This window comes from Bradyrhizobium sp. 44, from assembly GCF_023073095.1.
Classification (GTDB): Bacteria; Pseudomonadota; Alphaproteobacteria; order Rhizobiales; family Xanthobacteraceae; genus Bradyrhizobium.
This window is the reverse complement of record NZ_JADPIY010000033.1, coordinates 222,709-240,652: the sequence shown is the minus strand read 5'-3', so window position 1 is coordinate 240,652 and position 17,944 is coordinate 222,709. Positions and strand designations below refer to the sequence as shown.

The following is a 17,944-nucleotide window of genomic DNA, read 5'->3' as shown; positions in this document are numbered from 1 at the left end:
ATCTGCACGGCCGGATCGGCTATGACCACAGCAAGGCATGCGAGATCAAAGGCCGCCGCCGGCCGTGACAAAGGCCGGAACGAATCTTCCTTGAAGGACTCGAACTCGTAAACTTGCTCCTGAAGACAGCAAAGCCCTCGGCAGTTGCCCGCCGAGGGCTTTGAGGAGCTCTCGGCAGTTACCCGCCAAGAGCTCCAATGCGCAGTCGTTAGACCGAACTTACCAGTTGCGCTGAGCGCGGAGGAGCAGGGTGAGCGTGTCCTGGTCCTTGAGCTCGTAGACTGCAGCCGGCTTAGCTGTGACACCCGAGGGGGCCACGGCAACCACGCCGGAGTACTTCTGGTCGAGATGCGTCCAGGCCAAATCAGCCGAGAACGTCAGGTTCTTGACCGGGGTCCAGCGGGTGATCAAACCGACCTGGCCGATGGCGAAGTCAGGGTTACACGAGGTAACGCCAGCCACAGCCGCGCCAGTGGCGAACGTGCCACCAACACCGCAGATAGCGGCCTTGCCGAGCGAGCCGTACTGCGCCTGAGCGTAAGCACCGTAGATCGCCGTGTTCCAGTAGGCATCCCAGTTATGGGTGTAAGCACCGCGGAAGCCCCAGGTCTTGATCGTCTCCTGCTGGCTACCCGTAACATACACGGTGTCCGGAGCATTGGCGAAGCCAACGCTCTGGTAGGCAGTGCCGGAAGAGCCGAACATCGAGTAGGCGCTGCCCGCGAGATTCTGGAAGTTGTAGCGGGTCGCACCGTCGGTGTAGACGCCCTGGATGTTGATCACGTCACCCGCACCAGTCGGGATGTTCTTGATCGACAGAGCAAGCTGAGCAGCCCAACCCCACTTGTCGTCGGGGTGGCCAGTCGGCTCGGTGGCGCCGTAGTAGGCAACGTGGTTGTCATGCGCAGCGACCGACGCCTGGAACAGACCCCAGGCCTGGTCGACACGAACCATAGCAACGAGGTTCGGCGAACGTGTACCGCCGATGCCGTTGGAGCCGTATGAGCCACCAACGATGCCAGCGACGCTTCCGCCCGACAGGTTCAGGTTACCGGCATCATAGTAGGCCGCCCGATCTTCAGCCGAGAACGCCGCGGTGACGCCCTGACCGAAGTCAGCGGTGTAGGAGAACTGGTTGACACCAGTGACAGTGCCGGAACCGCCGACGAGGCTGTCGTAGTTGTTGCCGGGATAGTTGGTCCAGGGCGCGTCGAACTGCGACACGGCCTTACCCATGGTGAAGCCAGCGAACTGGATGAAGGCGTAGTACACGCCGAGCGAACCGCCCGAGGTGCCGCCGTCAGTCGGGTTGACCGAGGAACCAACGAGCGACGGGGTCGCACCCGCGGTGTTGAGGGCCAGCGTGTTGCTGTAGGCGGTGCCGCCGAAGGCGCTGCCGGTGCCGTTGTAGTTGCCGGTGGTCCAGGAGAACACGCCGTCGAAGAAGGTACGGACAACGCCGTATTCGGTCGCGGTGCGCGTGTCGATGTTGAGATCTTCACGAGCGCGCATGGTGTAGTAGTTCGTCAGACGGTTGCGGGAACCGTTGTTCGTTACGAACTGCCCACCGTAATCCGAGTTGGTGTTCAGCGCGACTTCAGCGCGCAGATAACCACCCAGCTTGATGCAGGTGTCCGTGCCGGGGATGTAGTAGAAACCCGCACCGTACAGGGAGCAGATCTTCACGTATTCGACCGCTTTGGCCTTCACGGGGAGATCGGCTGCCTGCGCTCCGCCGACAGCGATCAGACCCGCTGCGGAACCGAGCAAAAGGCTCTTAACCAACTTCATGTTAAACCTCCAAGTTTGCCATAGGGAAGGTTCCGGATCCGCTGGGTGAAGACACCCTAAGGTTGGTTCCCTTGTCCCTTAAATCCACCGCTTAGTCGCTTCGCGCCTTCGGACACACCCGCTGAACGCGAGGGACTTAAGCGAACCACCTAAGACGGGACGACCTCGGGATGCCCCCCTCCGTCGCCCAGTCACCATGATCGATGGTCCCTGCACACACAACAACAGAACGCTTCGAAACGGGCCGACGAAGCTTGTTTTCAGACAGGTGTTGCACAAAAATCACGCAGCATTGTGGGGAAAGATTTCATTTAAGCCATTGTAGAATATGACCATTTTGGCGCTCACGACCGCGTGAGTGGTCGCCCACGACCGGCCTTCCCGGCGGGAACATGCAAGCTCCCTAACCGTGGAAGCTGAAAAAACGCATGCTCTAACGTACGAATCGAGTGTCCGCAGACGGCGAAGGCACCCTTCGGAACCCAGGATCACCATGTCTAAAGAGAACAGCAAAAAGATCTCGGCGGCGCCGAGTTGGCTCGGCCTGACCGAAGACAGGATGTCGTTCGTGTTTCTGCCGGACCGGGCCGAAACCGTGCGAAAGATTTTCGAACTCGCGATCGGCGGGATGGGCAGCTACGCCATTGCGAATTACCTTGACGAACTAAAGGTGCCGACCTTCAGCCGTGCGCTCAACTGGGACAACACGACCATAGACTCGATGCTCAGGAACCGGGCGACCTACGGTGAGCACCAGCCCAAGTCCTTCGCCGCAGGTCATAAGAAGGGAATCCCGAGCGGCCCTCCCATTTCCGGCTATTACCCTGCAGTCATTGACAAGGCCACTTTCGATGCTGCGCAGGCGGCGCGCCAACAGAATCTGGCGCATCGCGGACGCAAAGGAAATGATCTGGCTAACATTTTCGGTGACCTATGCTCGTGTGCCTATTGCGGCGGCGAAGTCATCTTCCATCGGATTTCGAATGTGCAGGTCCTCCTATGCGAACAGGTCTTGAATGAGAGCGCCTGCAGCCGCTCCGCCTGGACATACAAAGACTTTGAGATCACCGTTCTTGCTTTTCTGGCTCACCCGGCATTGCTCGACCAAGCAAGCTACGAGCTAAAAGCACGGCTGCTCGAACTTGTTGAAGAAATCAAAGGCCTCTCTTCCGATCAGGAACGACGCTATGCGACAAGAGTGAACATCACAGTTCTTCTCAAGCGGATTGTCGGTGGCCTCCTAATTCACAGTGCAGGCAATCTCACGCTGCCTAGACATTCCTCGGCACAGATCCGGAAGGACATCGCAGGGAGGTTTCTCGTGATTCAGCTGCAAGGGGGACCGTCGTACCCTTGCATTTCAATAGGGTAGCCAACTCGTGATCTCCGGCCGGTCGATTGTAATGGAGTGAGCGTATGCGTACCTCGCCCTCGATCGTCCCGGCGGATCGTCTCGACCGCGACATCGACCTTGTCCTGGAAGACTTCGGCGCGCGGGCGGGCTGCGCATGGCGCGAGACGGACGAAGCGGACACCGATCTCGAAGCCGTGGTGCAAGGCCTCCTCTCCAGCCAGTACGTCTATCCGGTCCGGATCGTGGTGTGCTTCAATGTGGGCGAAGGATGGTCGCGCGACGCCACCTCCGACGTCGCGGACGCACTGGCGCAGCGCGCGATCGACAGCGATGACGATGTCTCAGCCGCCCTGCAAGGCTTCATCAGCGCCAATGCGACGAGGCGCTTTGATGTGCGGCTCGCGCCGCCTCTAAAGGGCACCGCATGACGTTCCGAGAGGGCAAGCCGGAAGGCCCTCCGCCGCAAAGCGAGCGCGAGCACTTCATCCGCTGCACGATCTGCGGCAAGATGCTGGACATGCGCGACCTCGGCGACGTGCTTAAGCATCTGCACGGGCAGGAGATCGAAGAAGAGCCGGCAGCGCACTGACGGAGGCCGACGGCGGTCGACTCCCGGCGCGCTTGAAGCTAGGCTTTGCGCCTCTGCAGGAGACGCGAATGCCCTACTTGACAGCCGACCAGACCCGAGACGAGCGCAACGGCAAGGTGCTCGCCGACATCTTCTGCGCGCTCTTGCTCGCTACCTTCTCCATCGTCTTCTTCGGTTGGCTCGGCGGGTCGGTGGCCTTTGTTATCGTCGAAGCTTGCCTGCTCGCGGTCGATTGGGTGCTCCCCAGCAAGACCGATGCGGCGGGCGTTGTTCGTTGACGAACTGGAGGGACGCCTTGACCTTGTGCCTGATCTTTCCGATCAGACGCAGCGTCGTCTTCATCTCTTCGGACACATCCTTGTTGTGGCGCAAGAGCTGACCGACGAAGTTGTTGGCCGCGAAGTGCTTCGACACGAACGCATCGAACTCAGGATCGAGCTTCCGCTGTCGTTGCAATTTTTTCGACGTCGTGATGATCAACGAACGGTCCCGCTTGCCGCCACCAGCTGGAATACCATTACACATCTATTGAAACGTAGCTCCCGCGACTGCGGCTGCCTTGATCTCCTCGGCCTTACGTCATCCAGCCCGGGTCGTTGCCTTCAATACGTCGTTGGCCGGACGAATGTTCGCTTGGCTGAATCCGGATGCGGCAACCGAGCGGCCGACGTCAGGCCGGATTTGAGCAGCGGTAAGCCGCCTCAATTTGCGAGATCGAGCGCTCGTTAACCAGCCAGCGTGACACGAACAGGCCGCGCGGTTTCTCCCCCTGCGCATCCGGCTGTCCACTAACCTGGGTTAATCGATTTTAGAATTTTTTTGGGGGGGGTAACTTCGAGCGCGACAGAGACGCTCGCCCAAAATTTGATTGATAGCCATACAACGAAGCCGAGCCGGCGCGCCTTTCTTGAGACGGCAATTTTTGCGGCAGCAAGCGCGACACTTTCTGCCGGCGATGGCTTGGCCGTTGAAAGCAAGCCCGATCCAATCTTCGCGGCCATCGAACGGCACCGGGCGGCTTATGCTGCGTATGACGCCACTTTGGGCGAAGATGAGTTGGAGGAGCGCATTCCTTTTGAGCTCCGGCAGTCGAGTTTCTTTGATGCCCAAAGAGGCGATCCTGACCGGCGCGTGCCGACCGATCACCCGGACTGGATTGCCCATATTGAGGAGAGCTGCAGGGCCTCGCTAGAGGAGCAGGAAGCTGCCTCGGAACTCCTTTCAACCGATGACTTAAGCCCGGCTGGCGCCGTCGCGCTTCTGGCTTACGCGCGCGATCGAGAGGACCGTGGAGATTCTTGGCCGGACTTTGAGGAAGGCTCTTGGCTTTTCCTGATGCTCTGCCGGACGGTGGAAGCGATGGCGGTGTCGGCATGACCGAAACGCAACCGCCGGCGGACTCCACCCGTGCGATCCTGCACGGCCTAGGCATCCAACAGCGTGAGCGTGAACGGGCTCTCGGTGACCTCGCCAGACTGAGGAAAGAGGCATCCGCCGAGATCACTAGGCTGATCGCCTTCCTGGACGCCTCCGACCCCTACGTCATGACCGAGCTCGAGGAGCAGCAGGACGAAGAGCCGTCTCCGGGCTGGCTGTCGGATAAGCGGTCGAGCCCGTTCGGAGATGACCTCGAACTGGACGACAGCGACGATGAGGTTGCTGGCGACGGAGAAGCTGGAGGCTCACTCAAATGCCGGTCTCGCCGCAAGGGTCGCAACGGGCCCATAGCCCATATGATAAAGGTGACCGAAAGCCATGGAATCAGGCCCTATAAGTGGGTTCATCCAGAGCGGTAACATCACGAATCCGCTGAGAATGTCTGGCAGAGAGTCCGCCGACTGAGCCGGCCTTAACCGACGAGGTCGGTCGTTAGGATAGTGAGGGCAACCCTCACCAGGGCACTGCCCTTATCGCGAACCTCAACCTTTATAAGACCATCTTGGCCTTTCGCCGTTAAGTCACGCGCAGCTTCGCCGATGGTGCGGCGGGCCTCACTGCGCGCAGCATCCAGGCCGGGCAGTTCGTGCCCATCGTCGTCAATCGTTACGCCCGTGTCATCGTAAAAATCGAAGTAATACCGCGGCATGCCAAAACCATTTGCTGGAATTAGTCTGGATTCCTAAGCCAAGTTGCACCTGTGTTCTCGCCCGGATGACTACGGTCTTCAGGCGGGAGTGCCCGCCACCTAACCCATGGAACGCCACTTCATCTCGGTGATTAATATGGTACTCTCGGCCGTCTCCCCGCAAATGCAAAACTCAATCTCGGTCTTGATCTTACTGTCGGGTTTGTCGCTCGCACTTTTGGGCGCTTGGCTTCTTTGGGGGCCGCTGAGCGTGCTAATTGTTGTTGGCGCCGCACTTTTTGCATTCGGGCTAGCCTCGATCGACTAGGACCGGCCAAGAGGCCACCTCTCCACACAGAGAACTTCGTTCGCGTCCGGGAGGACATCCGGGCCGCCCACTGAGGCTGCCTTAGTTGGTACAGGGTGTGCTACTTGACGGGCAAGTCCCACAGTTCAATGGCGAGTGCGATCGAGCTCAGCTCGGCGCTGGCGACGGGGGCCATCAGCATTTTGCTGGCCCGAATTGCGGACTTGACAAATACCTTGCGCGGAACCGAGCTCCCCCTTCTAGCACTAGGGGCTTCTCTGGTTCGCGATTCGAGCCGATATTGCGCCATGTCCGCCGCCCGCATCATCAAGCCACCACTCATGTCAGGCGGCGACCGCAAATACTTCGCCCGCGAGATCCATAAGGCCGAAGTTACCTTCGCCAATCTCCTTGAGCAGGCGGCCACGGCCCATGCGGCTGCGGACGCAGCGCGCGCCACCGCCTATGCCCTCGATTGCGCGGCTTGGAACACGGCCGTATTCATTGGGGAGCTCGATCACGCCTCGCCAACGATCAAGGCGGCCATCGCAGGAGGCTTCCCGCTCCTCGAAGTGCGCTGCGAGCATTGCAAGCACACCGAGATTATTGACCTTTCCTTGGTCGTGCAGCCCCGTGATCGTAACGTAGCGCTGATGCGTGATTTTCTTTATTGCGGCCGCTGCCAGCGCACCCTGGGCAAAAAGCGCCGGCCCGACCTGATCGGTCTGCGCCCGGCCGGCGACCCCCCACCCGCTGCACCATCACGGCGCACGAAGAAGGCCTGCTGACGATGTGCAATCTCTATAGCGTCACCACAAACCAGGCCGCGATCAGCGCGCTGTTCCGCGTTGTCAATCGCTACGTCGGCAACCTCGCGCCAATGCCGGGCGTATTCCCCGATTACAAGGCCCCTATCGTCAGGAACGGCGCTGACGGCCGCGAACTTGTTACGGCGCGATGGGGCATGCCGTCCTCGTCCAAAGCGCTGATGGACGCCACCAAGAAGCGTGCGGAGAAGCTGCAAGCCAAAGGCAAGACGGTCGATTTCAAGGAGCTGCTTCGGATGGAGCCGGACGGCGGCACAACCAACATCCGCAACGTGAAGAGCAAGCATTGGGCTAGATGGCTCGGCTTCGAGAACCGTTGCGTGGTGCCATTCAACTCATTCAGCGAGTTCAACAAGGCCGAGGGCGGCGACATCTGGTTCGCGCTCGATGAGACCCGCCCCCTCACCTGCTTCGCCGGCATCTGGACAAACTGGACCTCAGTGCGGAAGGTGAAGGAAGGCGAGACCACGAACGACCTCTACGCGTTCCTGACCACCGAGCCAAATGCCGAGGTCGGCGCCATCCACCCGAAGGCCATGCCCGTGATCCTGACCACCCCGGAGGAGGTCGAGACTTGGATGAGGGCACCGCCGGAGGAGGCCCTTAAGCTGCAGCGGCCGCTGCCGGATGGCTCTCTGCGGATTGTCGCGCGCGGGGTGAAGGAAGATCCCGTCTAACTCCGTGAATGAACAGCAGCGTCGCTATTAGGACCACGTGGGCATGGTCTGCCAATTTTCAGAACATCACCAGTCAGCGCTTTGTGGCGGTCTTTCTCTTGCTAGCTTTCTTGGCAGCCTTCTTCTCCACGCGAACGCCTTTGAACTTCTTGGCGGCCTTCTTGCCCTTCTTGGGCTTCTTCACAGCCATAAACTCGCCGGAGGTCTTGTCTCGCTTAGTATAAGCGAAAGCCCCGCCCAGCGTTGTCTTTGTTTGGGAACGCTTCTTCACGGCACCTTTCCGAGCATTGTCGCCCGTCGGCTTGTTCACTGCCATTATCATCCTCCCGATTTGCCCCCGCGCTCGGCGGGTTATCTGCCAGTTTCGGGAACGAATCAGCTCGCGTCAAATTGAATCCCGGTTCTGTGGCGTGGAGTTGTGTATGCGTCAGTCCCGTTGGATTCCGTCTATCGTCCCCGATGACGAGCCCACCGTGTATCTGGTGGCCGATGATTTCGGGCGGGCCGGCCGCGCCTGGCGCGAAGCCGACCTCGAGACGGCGGATCTGGAGACGGTCATCCAAGATCTGATGGCGGGAGAATACCGCCGGCCGATCAGGGTGGTCGCGTTCAACACCGCGGAGCGCTGGTCCCAGGACGTTTCCGAGGACATTGCGCGTGAAATCCAGCATCGCTGCGACCTGCAACTGAGCGACGTTCCCTCGCACCTTCAGGAGTTCGTCGACCGCTACGCCGCTCAGGATCTGCGGCAGTTCAGCCTACGCTTGGTTTAGCGGTGGCGTTTCAGCGAAAGAAGACGGAAGCGATTGGCGTAAAGGCGCCGTTCCCCGGATTCATCGAGCCCGCCCTTGCGACCTCGACCGACCGTGCGCCCTCCGGCGAGCGTTGGGTCCATGAGATCAAGTTCGATGGCTATCGCGTCCAGGTGCATCTCGCCAATGAAGCAGTCACCGTGTTCACCCGCCGTGGCCACGACTGGAGCAATCGCTTCAAGAAAGTCGCCGCAGATGCTTGGCACATCAAGGCTAACTCTGCGATTGTTGATGGAGAAATCGTCGTTCCTGCCGTAGATGGCACCACGGATTTTTTAGTGCTGCAAAACGAGCTCAAAGGGACCTCGACCAAAATCGTCCTGGTTGCCTTCGATCTGCTCTATCTCAACGGCAGGGATCTGCGGAAGCTCCCGCTGGATCAGCGCAAGGCGGCGTTGAAAAAGATCCTCGCGGGCAGCAACATCCAATTCAGCGAGAGCTTCGAAATCGATGGCGGCGAGATGTTCGCGCACGCCTGCAAGATCGGGCTGGAAGGTGTGGTCTCGAAGGTGCGGGACAGCGTCTATGCGAGCGGCCGCGGCAACAACTGGGTCAAGAAGACCTGCGCGCAACGCGAAACCCTGACCATTGCCGGCTTCGCGCTGGATGACGGCAAGTGGGATGGAATGTACCTTGGCAGGCGCAAGGGCAACGAGCTGATCTACGCCGGCAAAGTCGACCACGGCTTCGACAAGACGTCGGCAGCCGAGCTTCGCAACCGCCTAGAGCCGCTCAAGCGAAAGACCCAGCCCTACACCAGCCGCATCGCGCACAAGGGCATCTGGGTCGAACCGAAGCTGCTCGCCGAGATCGAGTATCGCGCCAAGTCGGCGGAGGGGAAGGTGCGACATCCGTTCTTCAAAGGCCTGCGGGAGGATCTGTGACCATGGCCCGCTTGACGCCGGCGGAGCAGATCGAGCAGAGCTACGACCTCGCAATGATGGCGTTGGCCGACTACCTCACGGACGAGCGGGATGCAGCAGCGACGGTGGCCCGCCTTATGCGCATCCTTGATCGTGACAGCCTTCGCGACGCGATCACGGAGGTCCTGGTCGACTCCCGCGTTCATCCAAGGCCGAAATCAGACGTCTCGACGGCGAGTTAACCTACGTTGCGAAAGGATCTGAGAAGGACCGTAATCGGCGGTGATTGCGGCCCTTACAGCTTACCGCGCCCCGTATCCCGTTTGCGTCAGCAAGCGCCCGGCGTATAGCACGCGCTTCACTCAGGGCTAGGTGATGCTGCTCGACCAAGCCCTGAGTTGCTAAAGCGACTGGTTCAACGTTTCGCAGGCGGGCCACTCTTGTTGCCCGGGAGTCCCTTAACCCCGCTCGGATCCTGCTGTTGCACTGTAGAATCGCCCGCTGAGCCGACAGTGCCTTGCCCGGGGGGCGGTCCGCTCTTACCGCCGGGCGCACCGCTGATGCCGGCGCCGGAGTTTTGCCCGCTAGTGGCAGTTGCAGCAGCACCAGCGGCAGGCTGGCCAGGAGGGTGCGCTGCGGAGCCAGGCGACTCTTGACTTCCGACGTTACCGGAAGCGCCAGAGTTATGTGTCTTGACGCCCTTATCGGCCTCGTTCTGCAGGTTTTGGCTGGGTGTGGCTTGCTGTGCCATGACCGGTCCTACGGACAAGGCGGAGACGACGAGCGCAGCCGACAATCTCTTCATGAGCTTCCTCCATTGTTGCCCCCCTCCTCACAACGTGGGGCCGGTCCGACATTTCCTGGCGACGGCAAATAAGCCGCCTGCTCACATGCGCAATCGAAAGGGTGAGCTGCAAGAAAGCACGACCTTGCAGGTTGCGGCCTACAGCGCGTCAGCGACCGAGAGGTATTGACCGGTCACCGCTCGTTGGGGCGGACGAAGAACCCTGAGATTGCTCGAATAGCTTTTTTAAAATAAGCCCTCACTGGCTTCAAGAACGTACACAATCATACAGTCGGTTCCCGCTAAGGAACGTTAATGCTGTGGTCCAACAAGCGCGGGACCACGATGGTTGATTTGTATATGCGGCCGTTGAATGCCCTTCTTCGGCAGATCGAGGACAGGGAGTACAAGTTATTCAGCTCCTCGTTGTCCCTTGTTGAATGCGCTCAGGGCGAAACACTCTATCATCCCGGCGACGTCGTCGACACCGTCTACTTTCCCTGCGGGCCCACTCTAATTTCTGTCACCATCGCGACCGAAGAGGACCGCGATGTAGACGCGGTTCTGATAGGTCGCGAGGGAGCGATCGGCGGGGTTGGCAGTGGCGTTCTACCATCCTATTCCAGCGTCCTTATCAGAGCTGGAGGTCCTGTCGCAAAATTGCCCGTTCGCAAGCTCAGCGATGTGAAGCATCAATCAGATAAACTGCGGCTCCTTCTTGAGCGATATTCTGAGTATTTCTTCGCTCAGCAGAGCCAGTCAGCCGCTTGCAACGCAGCACATTCTATCGAGCAACGAGCCGCAAAGTGGATCTTGCACATTATCGAACACACCGGCGCCGAACATATCACGCTTACGCACGAACGGCTGGCTGGGCTGCTCGGAATAGGCCGCAGCTATCTAAGCCGAGTCATTCAAGGTCTTAAGGCCGAAGGCATTCTCGAGACCGCTCGAGGAGAGATTCGAATCCGCGACCGGGCAGCTCTCAACCGCCGCTCCTGCGCCTGCAATCTTTGGCTGAAGAAGCACTATGCCAAGGTCGTCCTTCCCTAACCATCTGCGGACTTCGGAGCGCCTTTCTTAATTGCGCGAAGGGCTCGTAGCCCGACTGCTTTGAGGTCGCCTAGATTGGTTTGCCCAGCGCTCGCGGCCTCCCTCACTTGCTCCGCGATGAACTTGCGGGTCTCATGATCGCCGCCGTGCGGCAAGGAGGCACACACTTCCTCCAGAACGACATCCATGTTCGCTTGCACGCGGCGGCTGAACTCGCTCACGGTGATCTCCTCTACCCACGATTAGCTTTTCCCAAATCGAGGTGCCTTTCTGTGCACAATTGAACATTGGGAACGGACTTCGAATCTCGGCATTGCACTACCATGCCGAGGTACTTTTTTCATACTACGCACGAGCGCAGGGAAGTCGACGAGGTGGGCGAAGATTTGCCGGACAAGCATGCCGCATGGGAGGAAGCAACGCGCACCGCCGGGCAGATACTCCAAGGATTGGACGGGAAGCTCACTCCTGGCCGCGAATGGCGCATGGAAGTCACCGACGAGAAGCAGAACACCCTCTACATTCTACATATTCAAGCCGAGAAGCCGACAGGGACGTGAACTCGGACGCTGTTGGCGATAACCGGACCACCATTCGGCCGTCCCTACAAAGACTTCAAAAAGCCGCGCCCCAGCCCATCTATCTGCCATGCTGAAAGCGTTCGAGTTCTGCTTGCCCACAGCAGCGAAAGCCGTGCCTGTCGGCCCCGACTGGATCCACGAAATCAAATATGACGGCTATCGGCTGCGCGTCGAGCGCCAGGGCAAGTCCGTGCGTCTGATCACGAAGAACGGCCACAACTGGACCGCCCGCTTCTCGTGGATTGTGCAGGCCGCGCTGAAGAACCGCGAGCAGCAATTCGTAATCGACGGCGAGGCCGTGGTGCTCGGCGTCGACGGCGTGTCGGATTGGCGACTAGTGCCAGCCACTTGTTCACGGTATCGACAAATCGACCGGCGACCTGTTCCTTTTTTTGGGGCTCAATGTGGCGGCCGGCTGACCGTGACCTACCTGCCCTTCTCTGCTGTAAGTGAAAGGGCCAAATGTTGCGATTATCTTCGATATGGAACGGGGCCATGTTCAAAGCTGCTCGCAAGCCCACGGCGTCTATAACCTTCTGCATCGGCAAGTTCATCCGACCGCCCTCAAAAACTGGAGCGATGTTCTGCCGGATTGCCTGAAGGACCAGAAATGCGCCGATGTCGGTGCAGCGTTCGTCGTCGAAGTTTAGTCGCGCCCGTAGCTGCGTTGCTTCGATCTGCAGGACGAGGGAAAGCTTCTCCATCGTCTCTCTCGGATTGCGAACGAAAGAAAAGTCTTTGAGATCGATCTCGGGCGAAGCTCCCGTTGGTCTCCGCTCCAGGATAGGTATTCATGCATCATCGCGTCCGGGAAAAAGGCCGCTCAAAAAGTCATTCTTCTGGAGCCGCGCCAACATCAGAAGCGTTGGAAGGTTGAGGGGGCGGTATCGGTAAAACTTCTTCGTCTTCGCCCGGATCTGCTGTCGCACGAAGCGCTTGCCATTCAATCTGGTGCCGCCGTCTGACCGCGAGATTGTGGAGGCGTCCTCCTCATCAGCCGCCGCCGCTCAGCTCGCAAATAGATCAGAATCGCATTTACCTCATCGGCAGTGTAGCCGCGGTTTAACCAGCGCCTGATTGTCGGAGGGGTCGTCACTGTGGACCAGTCGGATGCTAGTGCTTACCCAGTGCTTACCTGACACCGGGCCTGCAATTCATATCTCGCGTAAGTGTTTGATTAAGCTGGCGCTCCCTAGGGGAATCGAACCCCTGTTTCAGCCTTGAGAGGGCCAAGTCGATCCGCTCGATGCTAATCGAAGGAGTTCGGCGACGGAGGGCACTTTCACTTGGTCGTCAGACCCCGGAAGGATCGACCTTGTGTTGCGGTGGCCATGCGCTCCTACGGCGATCACAATGCGGAGAGCGAACCCTTTGACTTGCACGCAAAAACACCGTTTGAAAAACCGTTTTAGTTCGGCCGCCTCAAACGGTTCGTCTCGCTAAGGTCTTGATTTATATGGTGGGCGCACCAGGGCTCGAACCTGGGACCCGCTGATTAAGAGTCAGCTGCTCTACCAACTGAGCTATGCGCCCGAAAGGCGGTCAATGCCTTGCGAGGCCGGTCGTTTAGCAAAGCGATCCGGGTCTGGCAAGCGATGGTACGTAAGTTTTCCAAGGGTATGCCCACATCCCCCAAAAAAGCGAAAAGCCGCTGGATTCCAGCGGCTTCGCCAAGGTTGATCGCGGCAACCCTTGCAGCTCAGAGCCGGCCCTCGCGGTCCCGGTCCGGGCCGCCGTCGCGGTCGAAACGGTCACGGTGGAAGTGGTCCATACCGCGCTCCATCATGCGGTCCATGCCACGCTCCATGAAGTGGCGGCGCGGGCCGTCTTCGCCGCCGCCGAACGGGCCGCGGTGGCGGGTCAGCACGGCGAGGCGCCGCTTCTGGCCCTCGTCCAGGGTCTTGTAGAGCGGATCGGCGGCATCGGCGATCTTCTTCAGGACCGCCGACGTCGCCCCCATGTCCTCGGCGCGCTGACGCAGGCGGGCGACCGGATCCTCCGGCCTGTCGGCATCCTTGTTGGCGTCCTTATTCGCGTCCTTGCCGGCATCGCCGGGACCGGCATTCATCCGCGCATTGGCGCGGTCGATGCGCAGCTTGGCGAAGTCACGTACGGCAGCCTCGACCGGCGGCCACAGCTTTTCCTGGTCGGCGTTGAGCTTCAGCCCGGCATGGACGGCGGCGATCCGCGCGTCGACCATGGCGGCGCGGTCTTCCGGGTTCATGCGGATGTGGCGCATGTGCTCGTGCATCCACGGGCGATGATAATGGGCATAGACCGCGCCCGAGCCGGCGATGCTGAGCACGGCGATGGCGGCGATGGTGAACTTCCTCATGCGAACTCTCCTCTGGAAGGATGTCGTGAGGATGGGCGCAGCGCGGCTTACGCGCAACTTACAACTTGGACAGGGAGCGGGTTCTTTCGAAGATGTAACGCTCCTGAACCTTTATTCAGTCGCAATCGGAAATCATTCGCAACAAAAAGGGGCTTCCGCGCCCGGCACGGAAGCCCCCATTCATCATCCGTTCAAATCAGTTCGTCGTGCTCTTCGCTTCCTTCTGGAATTCGTCGATCAACGGTTGCCCGATACGGCTTGCCGCGTCCTTGTAGACCGGCTCCATGGCCTTGCGCATCGCCTCATCCTGCTCCGGAGTGAGCTTGATGATCTCGCTCTTGCCGCTCTTCCTGATCTCGGCGAGCGCGTCCTCATTTTCTTTCTGCGACTGCGTATTGTTGAAGTCGGTCGCTTCCTTCATCGCTTTGGTCAGCTGGTCGCGAATGTCGGCCGGCAGATCGTCCCAGAACTTCTTATTCACGATCACGACGTAGCCGATATAGCCGTGGTTGGTCTCGGTGATGTACTTCTGCACCTCATGCATCTTCTGGGTATAGATGTTCGACCATGTGTTCTCCTGCCCGTCGACCACGCCGGTCTGCAGCGCCTGGTAGACTTCCGAGAACGCCATCACCTGCGGCAGCGAGCTGAGCGCCTTGAATTGCGCCTGGAGCACGCGCGAGGACTGGATGCGGAACTTGACGCCCTGATAGTCGGCCGGCGCGACCAGCTTCTTGTTGGCGCTCATCTCCTTGAAGCCGTTGTCCCAATAGGCAAGGCCGGTGATACCCTTCGGTTCGAGCAGCTTGAGCAGCCTGGCGCCGAGCGGACCTTCGGTCACCTTCCGCAGCGTCTTCAGATCAGGGAGGATGTAGGGGAGATCGAATACCTCGAACTCGCGGATGCCGAGCGGGCCGAACTTGGAGTTGGACGGCGCCAGCATCTGCACGCTGCCGAGCTGGAGCGCCTCGAGCTCTTCCTTGTCCTTGTAGAGCGTCGAGTTCGGATAGATCTCGACCTTGACCTTGCCGCCGGTGTACTTCTCGGCGAGCTCCTTGAATTTCTCCGACGCCTTGCCCTTCGGCGTGTCGGTGGCCACAACGTGGCTGAACTTGATGATGATGGGCGCTTGGGCCGATGCCGGCCCGGTCAAGCCAAGAGCCAGGACCGCGATGGACGCAGCGATCGCGAAGGTGCGCATAATCTCTCCCTGTTGTTATTTGGGCCACCCGGCGCACGGGTGGCCTATGCCGTTAGCATCAATACAGGTCGACATCACCAGCTGCTATTGGCCGTTAGCAGGGCAGCCATTCATGGTGAACGCCGCAATCATCGCCTCTCCCGCTTCCGGAAGAGGCGGTGGTAGCAACCTCAGCTCGCGGCGGCGGTCGTCACGGTGTCGCGCTGGCGCTTCATGACGATTTTGTTGAGCGCGCCGAGATAGGCCTTTGCCGAGGCCACCAGCGTATCCGGATCCGCCGCGCGCGCGGTCATCGCACGTCCCTCATGCGACAGCCGCACCGAGACTTCCGCCTGCGCGTCGGTGCCCTGAGTCACGGCGTGGACCTGGTACAGCTCGAGCTTGGCTTCGTGCGGCACCAGGCGCTTGATGCAGTTGAAAACCGCGTCGACCGGACCGTTGCCCTCGGCCTCCTCGATCTTGATCTGGCCGTCGACATCGAGCTTCATGGTCGCGCGCTGCGGGCCATGGGTGCCGGCGATCACGGTCAGCGAGGTCAGCTTGATGCGGTCGTGCGAAGCCGCCATCTCCTCGTCGACCAGCGCCTCGATGTCCTCGTCGTAGATGTCCTTCTTGCGGTCGGCCAGCGCCTTCATCCGCGTGAACGCATCTTCCAGCTGGTTCGGGCCGAGCTTGTAGCCCATCTCCTCCAGCTTGTGCACGAAGGCATGGCGTCCGGAATGCTTGCCCAGCACCAGCGAGGACTGCTTCAGGCCGACCATCTCGGGCCGCATGATCTCGTAGGTGGAAGCGTCCTTCAGCACGCCGTCCTGATGGATGCCGCTCTCATGCGCGAACGCGTTGCGGCCGACGATGGCCTTGTTGTACTGCACCGGGAACGAGGTCGCCGCCGACACCACCTTCGAGGCGCGGGTCAGCTGCGTGGTGTCGATCTTGTTCCAGTAGGGGAATTTGTCGTTGCGCACGTTGATCGCCATCACGATCTCTTCCAGCGCGGCGTTGCCGGCGCGCTCGCCGATGCCGTTGATGGTGCACTCGACCTGGCGCGCGCCGCCGACGACGCCGGCCAGCGAATTCGCCACCGCCATGCCGAGATCGTTATGGCAGTGCACGGAGAACACCGCCTTGTCCGAGTTCGGCACGCGCTCGATCAGCGTCTTCATGAAGTGGGTGTATTCGTCGGGCGTGGTGTAACCGACGGTATCAGGAATGTTCACCGTGGTGGCGCCGGCCTTGATGACGGCTTCGACGATGCGGCACAGATAGTCCATCTCGCTGCGGGTGCCGTCTTCGGCCGACCATTCGACGTCGTCGATCTGGTTGCGGGCGCGCGCGACCATGGCAACCGAGGTCTCGAGCACCTGTTCCGGGGTCTTGTTCAGCTTCACCCGCATATGCAGCGGCGACGTCGCGATCACGGTGTGGACGCGGCCACGCTTGGCGAATTTCACCGCCTCTGCACAGCGGTCGATGTCGGCCGGATGCGCGCGCGACAGGCCGGCGATGACGGCGTTCTTGGAGCGGCGGGCGATCTCGCTGACCGCCTGGAAGTCGCCTTCCGAGGTAATGGGGAAGCCGGCCTCGATGACGTCGACGCCCATATCGTCCAGCATCTCGGCGACCTCGAGCTTCTCCTCGAAGGTCATGGTGGCGCCGGGGCACTGCTCGCCGTCGCGCAGGGTGGTATCGAAAATGATGACGCGGTCCTTATCGGACTTGTTCACGGGGGCCATTTCAAATTCCTTTTGAGCTTTTGCGCCGTCAGTCTTCTGGGCGCTTGAGGTGTCCGGTGATCTCGACCAACCCCTGAGCGCCCAGGCGCATGGCGCCCAGCCGGCCCTCAGGGGCAAGTAAGAAGAAGCCCGCCAATCAGGAGGGTGGGCAGCAGCGCGGCCGGGATCGTGGCGGCGGCCAGAGCCACCTCCCCCGAAATCCCATCAATTTGGCCGCGAATCAGCATTGCCAGACCCTTCTGAGCCTTCAAATCCTCGGTCAAAACCGTTGACGGTTGGTTGCCGGGAGCTCGATGCGTCGTTTCTAGACGAGAAATGGCAGCAACCGCAACGCCAAAAGATGGACAGAAGGGCTGACATGATCGCAGCGCCGGATGCGTGGAAGGACCCGGTGCCGGGTGTGTGTGACCGACCGAGCGCCGGCAAGACCGTCGAGTTACGCCGTGCGGCGAGCGCGAGCCCTGCTCTCCCAGCGGTTCAGCATCTGACCGAGCTCGCCGGTGGCAACCGGCGCAGCCTTACCGGCGATCGCGATCTCGTTGGTATTGGCCGGTGCGTTGGCACTCAGCCAATCCGGCTCGCTGTACTCACGCCAGCGGCGCGCCTCGGCCCGCCTTTTGCGGGACACGTAGTCGCGGGTGAAATAGCCGGCCGCAAATGCAATCCCGAGCAGCAAAACCAGTACGACGACAGCGACCACAGTAAACTCCGACTTACGCCCCCAATGACGTTCTGCCAGCCTCGCGCAGGAGGTCAAGGCTTGACATGCTCCACAGCTTGGCAATGTCCCGAACGCAGTTCCGGTAAACTCCGGCGCGCCGGACGAATTTGTCGTTTCCGTGTTCGAGGTTGCAGCGCTTTTGCCGCCCCGATATCTCGCTGAGGATGCGTACCTCCCCCTCGCAACCGTCATCGGACCGGACTAACCTCGCCCTGCTCGGCCGGATCAACCGGCTAGCCGAACATGACCGG

Annotated in this window: 23 protein-coding genes and 2 tRNA genes; 15 read left to right on the top strand and 10 right to left on the bottom strand. The window is 60.3% G+C overall.

Features of this window, described 5'->3' with window-relative positions; genetic code table 11:
• Positions 1-219 precede the first annotated feature (219 nt).
• Positions 220-1,791, bottom strand: coding sequence for a porin (locus tag IVB41_RS32510; protein WP_247438573.1), 1,572 nt, complete (start codon positions 1,789-1,791; stop codon positions 220-222).
• 493 nt (positions 1,792-2,284) lie between these two features.
• On the opposite strand from IVB41_RS32510, the gene IVB41_RS32505 reads away from it, so the two are divergent.
• The 7 genes from IVB41_RS32505 to IVB41_RS32475 all read left to right on the top strand — a co-directional run bounded on the left by IVB41_RS32505 (position 2,285) and on the right by IVB41_RS32475 (position 5,530).
• Positions 2,285-3,163, top strand: coding sequence for a recombinase family protein (locus tag IVB41_RS32505; protein WP_247438571.1), 879 nt, complete (start codon positions 2,285-2,287; stop codon positions 3,161-3,163).
• A gap of 44 nt (positions 3,164-3,207) precedes the next feature.
• Complete coding sequence (locus IVB41_RS32500; RefSeq protein WP_247438569.1) at positions 3,208-3,573, top strand: hypothetical protein; 366 nt, start codon at positions 3,208-3,210, stop codon at positions 3,571-3,573.
• Positions 3,570-3,734 (top strand): hypothetical protein, encoded by a 165-nt coding sequence (locus IVB41_RS32495; protein WP_247438567.1) that lies wholly within the window; start codon positions 3,570-3,572, stop codon positions 3,732-3,734. Before IVB41_RS32500 ends, IVB41_RS32495 begins: the two co-directional genes overlap by 4 nt.
• Before the next feature lie 68 nt (positions 3,735-3,802).
• A complete protein-coding gene (locus IVB41_RS32490; RefSeq protein WP_247438565.1) occupies positions 3,803-4,012 on the top strand; it encodes a hypothetical protein in 210 nt (69 codons plus the stop codon).
• Positions 3,990-4,463 carry a hypothetical protein gene (locus tag IVB41_RS32485; protein WP_247438554.1) on the top strand — a complete coding sequence of 158 codons (474 nt, stop codon included), beginning with the start codon at positions 3,990-3,992 and terminating at the stop codon, positions 4,461-4,463. Before IVB41_RS32490 ends, IVB41_RS32485 begins: the two co-directional genes overlap by 23 nt.
• A 135-nt stretch (positions 4,464-4,598) precedes the next feature.
• Entirely contained in the window at positions 4,599-5,111 is a 513-nt protein-coding gene (locus IVB41_RS32480; protein ID WP_247438552.1) for a hypothetical protein, read from the top strand.
• Positions 5,108-5,530: a hypothetical protein gene (locus IVB41_RS32475; RefSeq protein WP_247438550.1), complete on the top strand. Its 423-nt coding sequence runs from the start codon at positions 5,108-5,110 to the stop codon at positions 5,528-5,530. The genes IVB41_RS32480 and IVB41_RS32475 overlap by 4 nt, the downstream gene beginning before the upstream one ends.
• Positions 5,531-5,583: 53 nt before the next feature.
• Here IVB41_RS32475 and IVB41_RS32470 read toward each other — a convergent pair whose 3' ends face one another.
• The gene (locus IVB41_RS32470; RefSeq protein ID WP_247438548.1) at positions 5,584-5,820 is read right to left on the bottom strand and encodes a DUF6894 family protein; all 237 of its coding nucleotides are present in this window, start codon (positions 5,818-5,820) and stop codon (positions 5,584-5,586) included.
• Positions 5,821-6,414: 594 nt separating this feature from the next.
• Here IVB41_RS32470 and IVB41_RS32465 point away from each other — a divergent pair.
• Complete coding sequence (locus IVB41_RS32465; RefSeq protein ID WP_247438546.1) at positions 6,415-6,894, top strand: hypothetical protein; 480 nt, start codon at positions 6,415-6,417, stop codon at positions 6,892-6,894.
• Between the two features lie 2 nt (positions 6,895-6,896).
• Positions 6,897-7,610, top strand: a complete 714-nt coding sequence (locus IVB41_RS32460) for an SOS response-associated peptidase (RefSeq protein WP_247438544.1) — start codon at positions 6,897-6,899, stop codon at positions 7,608-7,610.
• Between the two features lie 73 nt (positions 7,611-7,683).
• Here the strand turns inward: IVB41_RS32460 and IVB41_RS32455 are convergent, their stop codons facing one another.
• Entirely contained in the window at positions 7,684-7,926 is a 243-nt protein-coding gene (locus tag IVB41_RS32455) for a hypothetical protein (protein ID WP_247438542.1), read from the bottom strand.
• Between the two features lie 106 nt (positions 7,927-8,032).
• Between IVB41_RS32455 and IVB41_RS32450 the strand changes: the two genes are divergently transcribed.
• From IVB41_RS32450 to IVB41_RS32435, 4 genes are all read left to right on the top strand, one after another.
• Positions 8,033-8,383 (top strand): hypothetical protein, encoded by a 351-nt coding sequence (locus IVB41_RS32450; RefSeq protein ID WP_247438540.1) that lies wholly within the window; start codon positions 8,033-8,035, stop codon positions 8,381-8,383.
• Between the two features lie 2 nt (positions 8,384-8,385).
• Entirely contained in the window at positions 8,386-9,306 is a 921-nt protein-coding gene (ligD, locus tag IVB41_RS32445) for a non-homologous end-joining DNA ligase (RefSeq protein WP_247438538.1), read from the top strand.
• A gap of 2 nt (positions 9,307-9,308) precedes the next feature.
• The gene (locus tag IVB41_RS32440; RefSeq protein WP_247438536.1) at positions 9,309-9,527 is read left to right on the top strand and encodes a hypothetical protein; all 219 of its coding nucleotides are present in this window, start codon (positions 9,309-9,311) and stop codon (positions 9,525-9,527) included.
• 887 nt (positions 9,528-10,414) lie between these two features.
• Positions 10,415-11,122: a Crp/Fnr family transcriptional regulator gene (locus IVB41_RS32435; protein ID WP_247438534.1), complete on the top strand. Its 708-nt coding sequence runs from the start codon at positions 10,415-10,417 to the stop codon at positions 11,120-11,122.
• Here the strand turns inward: IVB41_RS32435 and IVB41_RS32430 are convergent.
• Positions 11,119-11,343, bottom strand: a complete 225-nt coding sequence (locus tag IVB41_RS32430; RefSeq protein ID WP_247438532.1) for a hypothetical protein — start codon at positions 11,341-11,343, stop codon at positions 11,119-11,121. The genes IVB41_RS32435 and IVB41_RS32430 overlap by 4 nt on opposite strands.
• A gap of 102 nt (positions 11,344-11,445) precedes the next feature.
• Between IVB41_RS32430 and IVB41_RS32425 the strand changes: the two genes are divergently transcribed.
• Both IVB41_RS32425 and IVB41_RS32420 read left to right on the top strand, forming a co-directional pair.
• Entirely contained in the window at positions 11,446-11,682 is a 237-nt protein-coding gene (locus IVB41_RS32425; RefSeq protein WP_407062512.1) for a DUF6894 family protein, read from the top strand.
• An 88-nt stretch (positions 11,683-11,770) separates the two neighbouring features.
• Positions 11,771-12,235 (top strand): hypothetical protein, encoded by a 465-nt coding sequence (locus IVB41_RS32420; protein ID WP_247438528.1) that lies wholly within the window; start codon positions 11,771-11,773, stop codon positions 12,233-12,235.
• Positions 12,236-12,886: 651 nt separating this feature from the next.
• Here the strand turns inward: IVB41_RS32420 and IVB41_RS32415 are convergent.
• The 6 genes from IVB41_RS32415 to IVB41_RS32390 form a co-directional block, all read right to left on the bottom strand.
• Positions 12,887-12,956: transfer RNA gene (locus IVB41_RS32415), tRNA-Glu, on the bottom strand.
• A gap of 204 nt (positions 12,957-13,160) precedes the next feature.
• Positions 13,161-13,236 (bottom strand) — tRNA-Lys (locus IVB41_RS32410).
• Positions 13,237-13,402: 166 nt separating this feature from the next.
• Positions 13,403-14,038, bottom strand: a complete 636-nt coding sequence (locus IVB41_RS32405) for a Spy/CpxP family protein refolding chaperone (protein ID WP_247358902.1) — start codon at positions 14,036-14,038, stop codon at positions 13,403-13,405.
• Between the two features lie 196 nt (positions 14,039-14,234).
• Positions 14,235-15,239, bottom strand: coding sequence for a TRAP transporter substrate-binding protein (locus IVB41_RS32400; RefSeq protein WP_247438525.1), 1,005 nt, complete (start codon positions 15,237-15,239; stop codon positions 14,235-14,237).
• 170 nt (positions 15,240-15,409) lie between these two features.
• Positions 15,410-16,972 carry a 2-isopropylmalate synthase gene (locus tag IVB41_RS32395; RefSeq protein ID WP_027519477.1) on the bottom strand — a complete coding sequence of 521 codons (1,563 nt, stop codon included), beginning with the start codon at positions 16,970-16,972 and terminating at the stop codon, positions 15,410-15,412.
• Between the two features lie 436 nt (positions 16,973-17,408).
• On the bottom strand, positions 17,409-17,672 hold the full coding sequence (locus tag IVB41_RS32390) for a hypothetical protein (RefSeq protein WP_247288140.1): 264 nt from the start codon (positions 17,670-17,672) through the stop codon (positions 17,409-17,411).
• Positions 17,673-17,944: the final 272 nt, after the last annotated feature.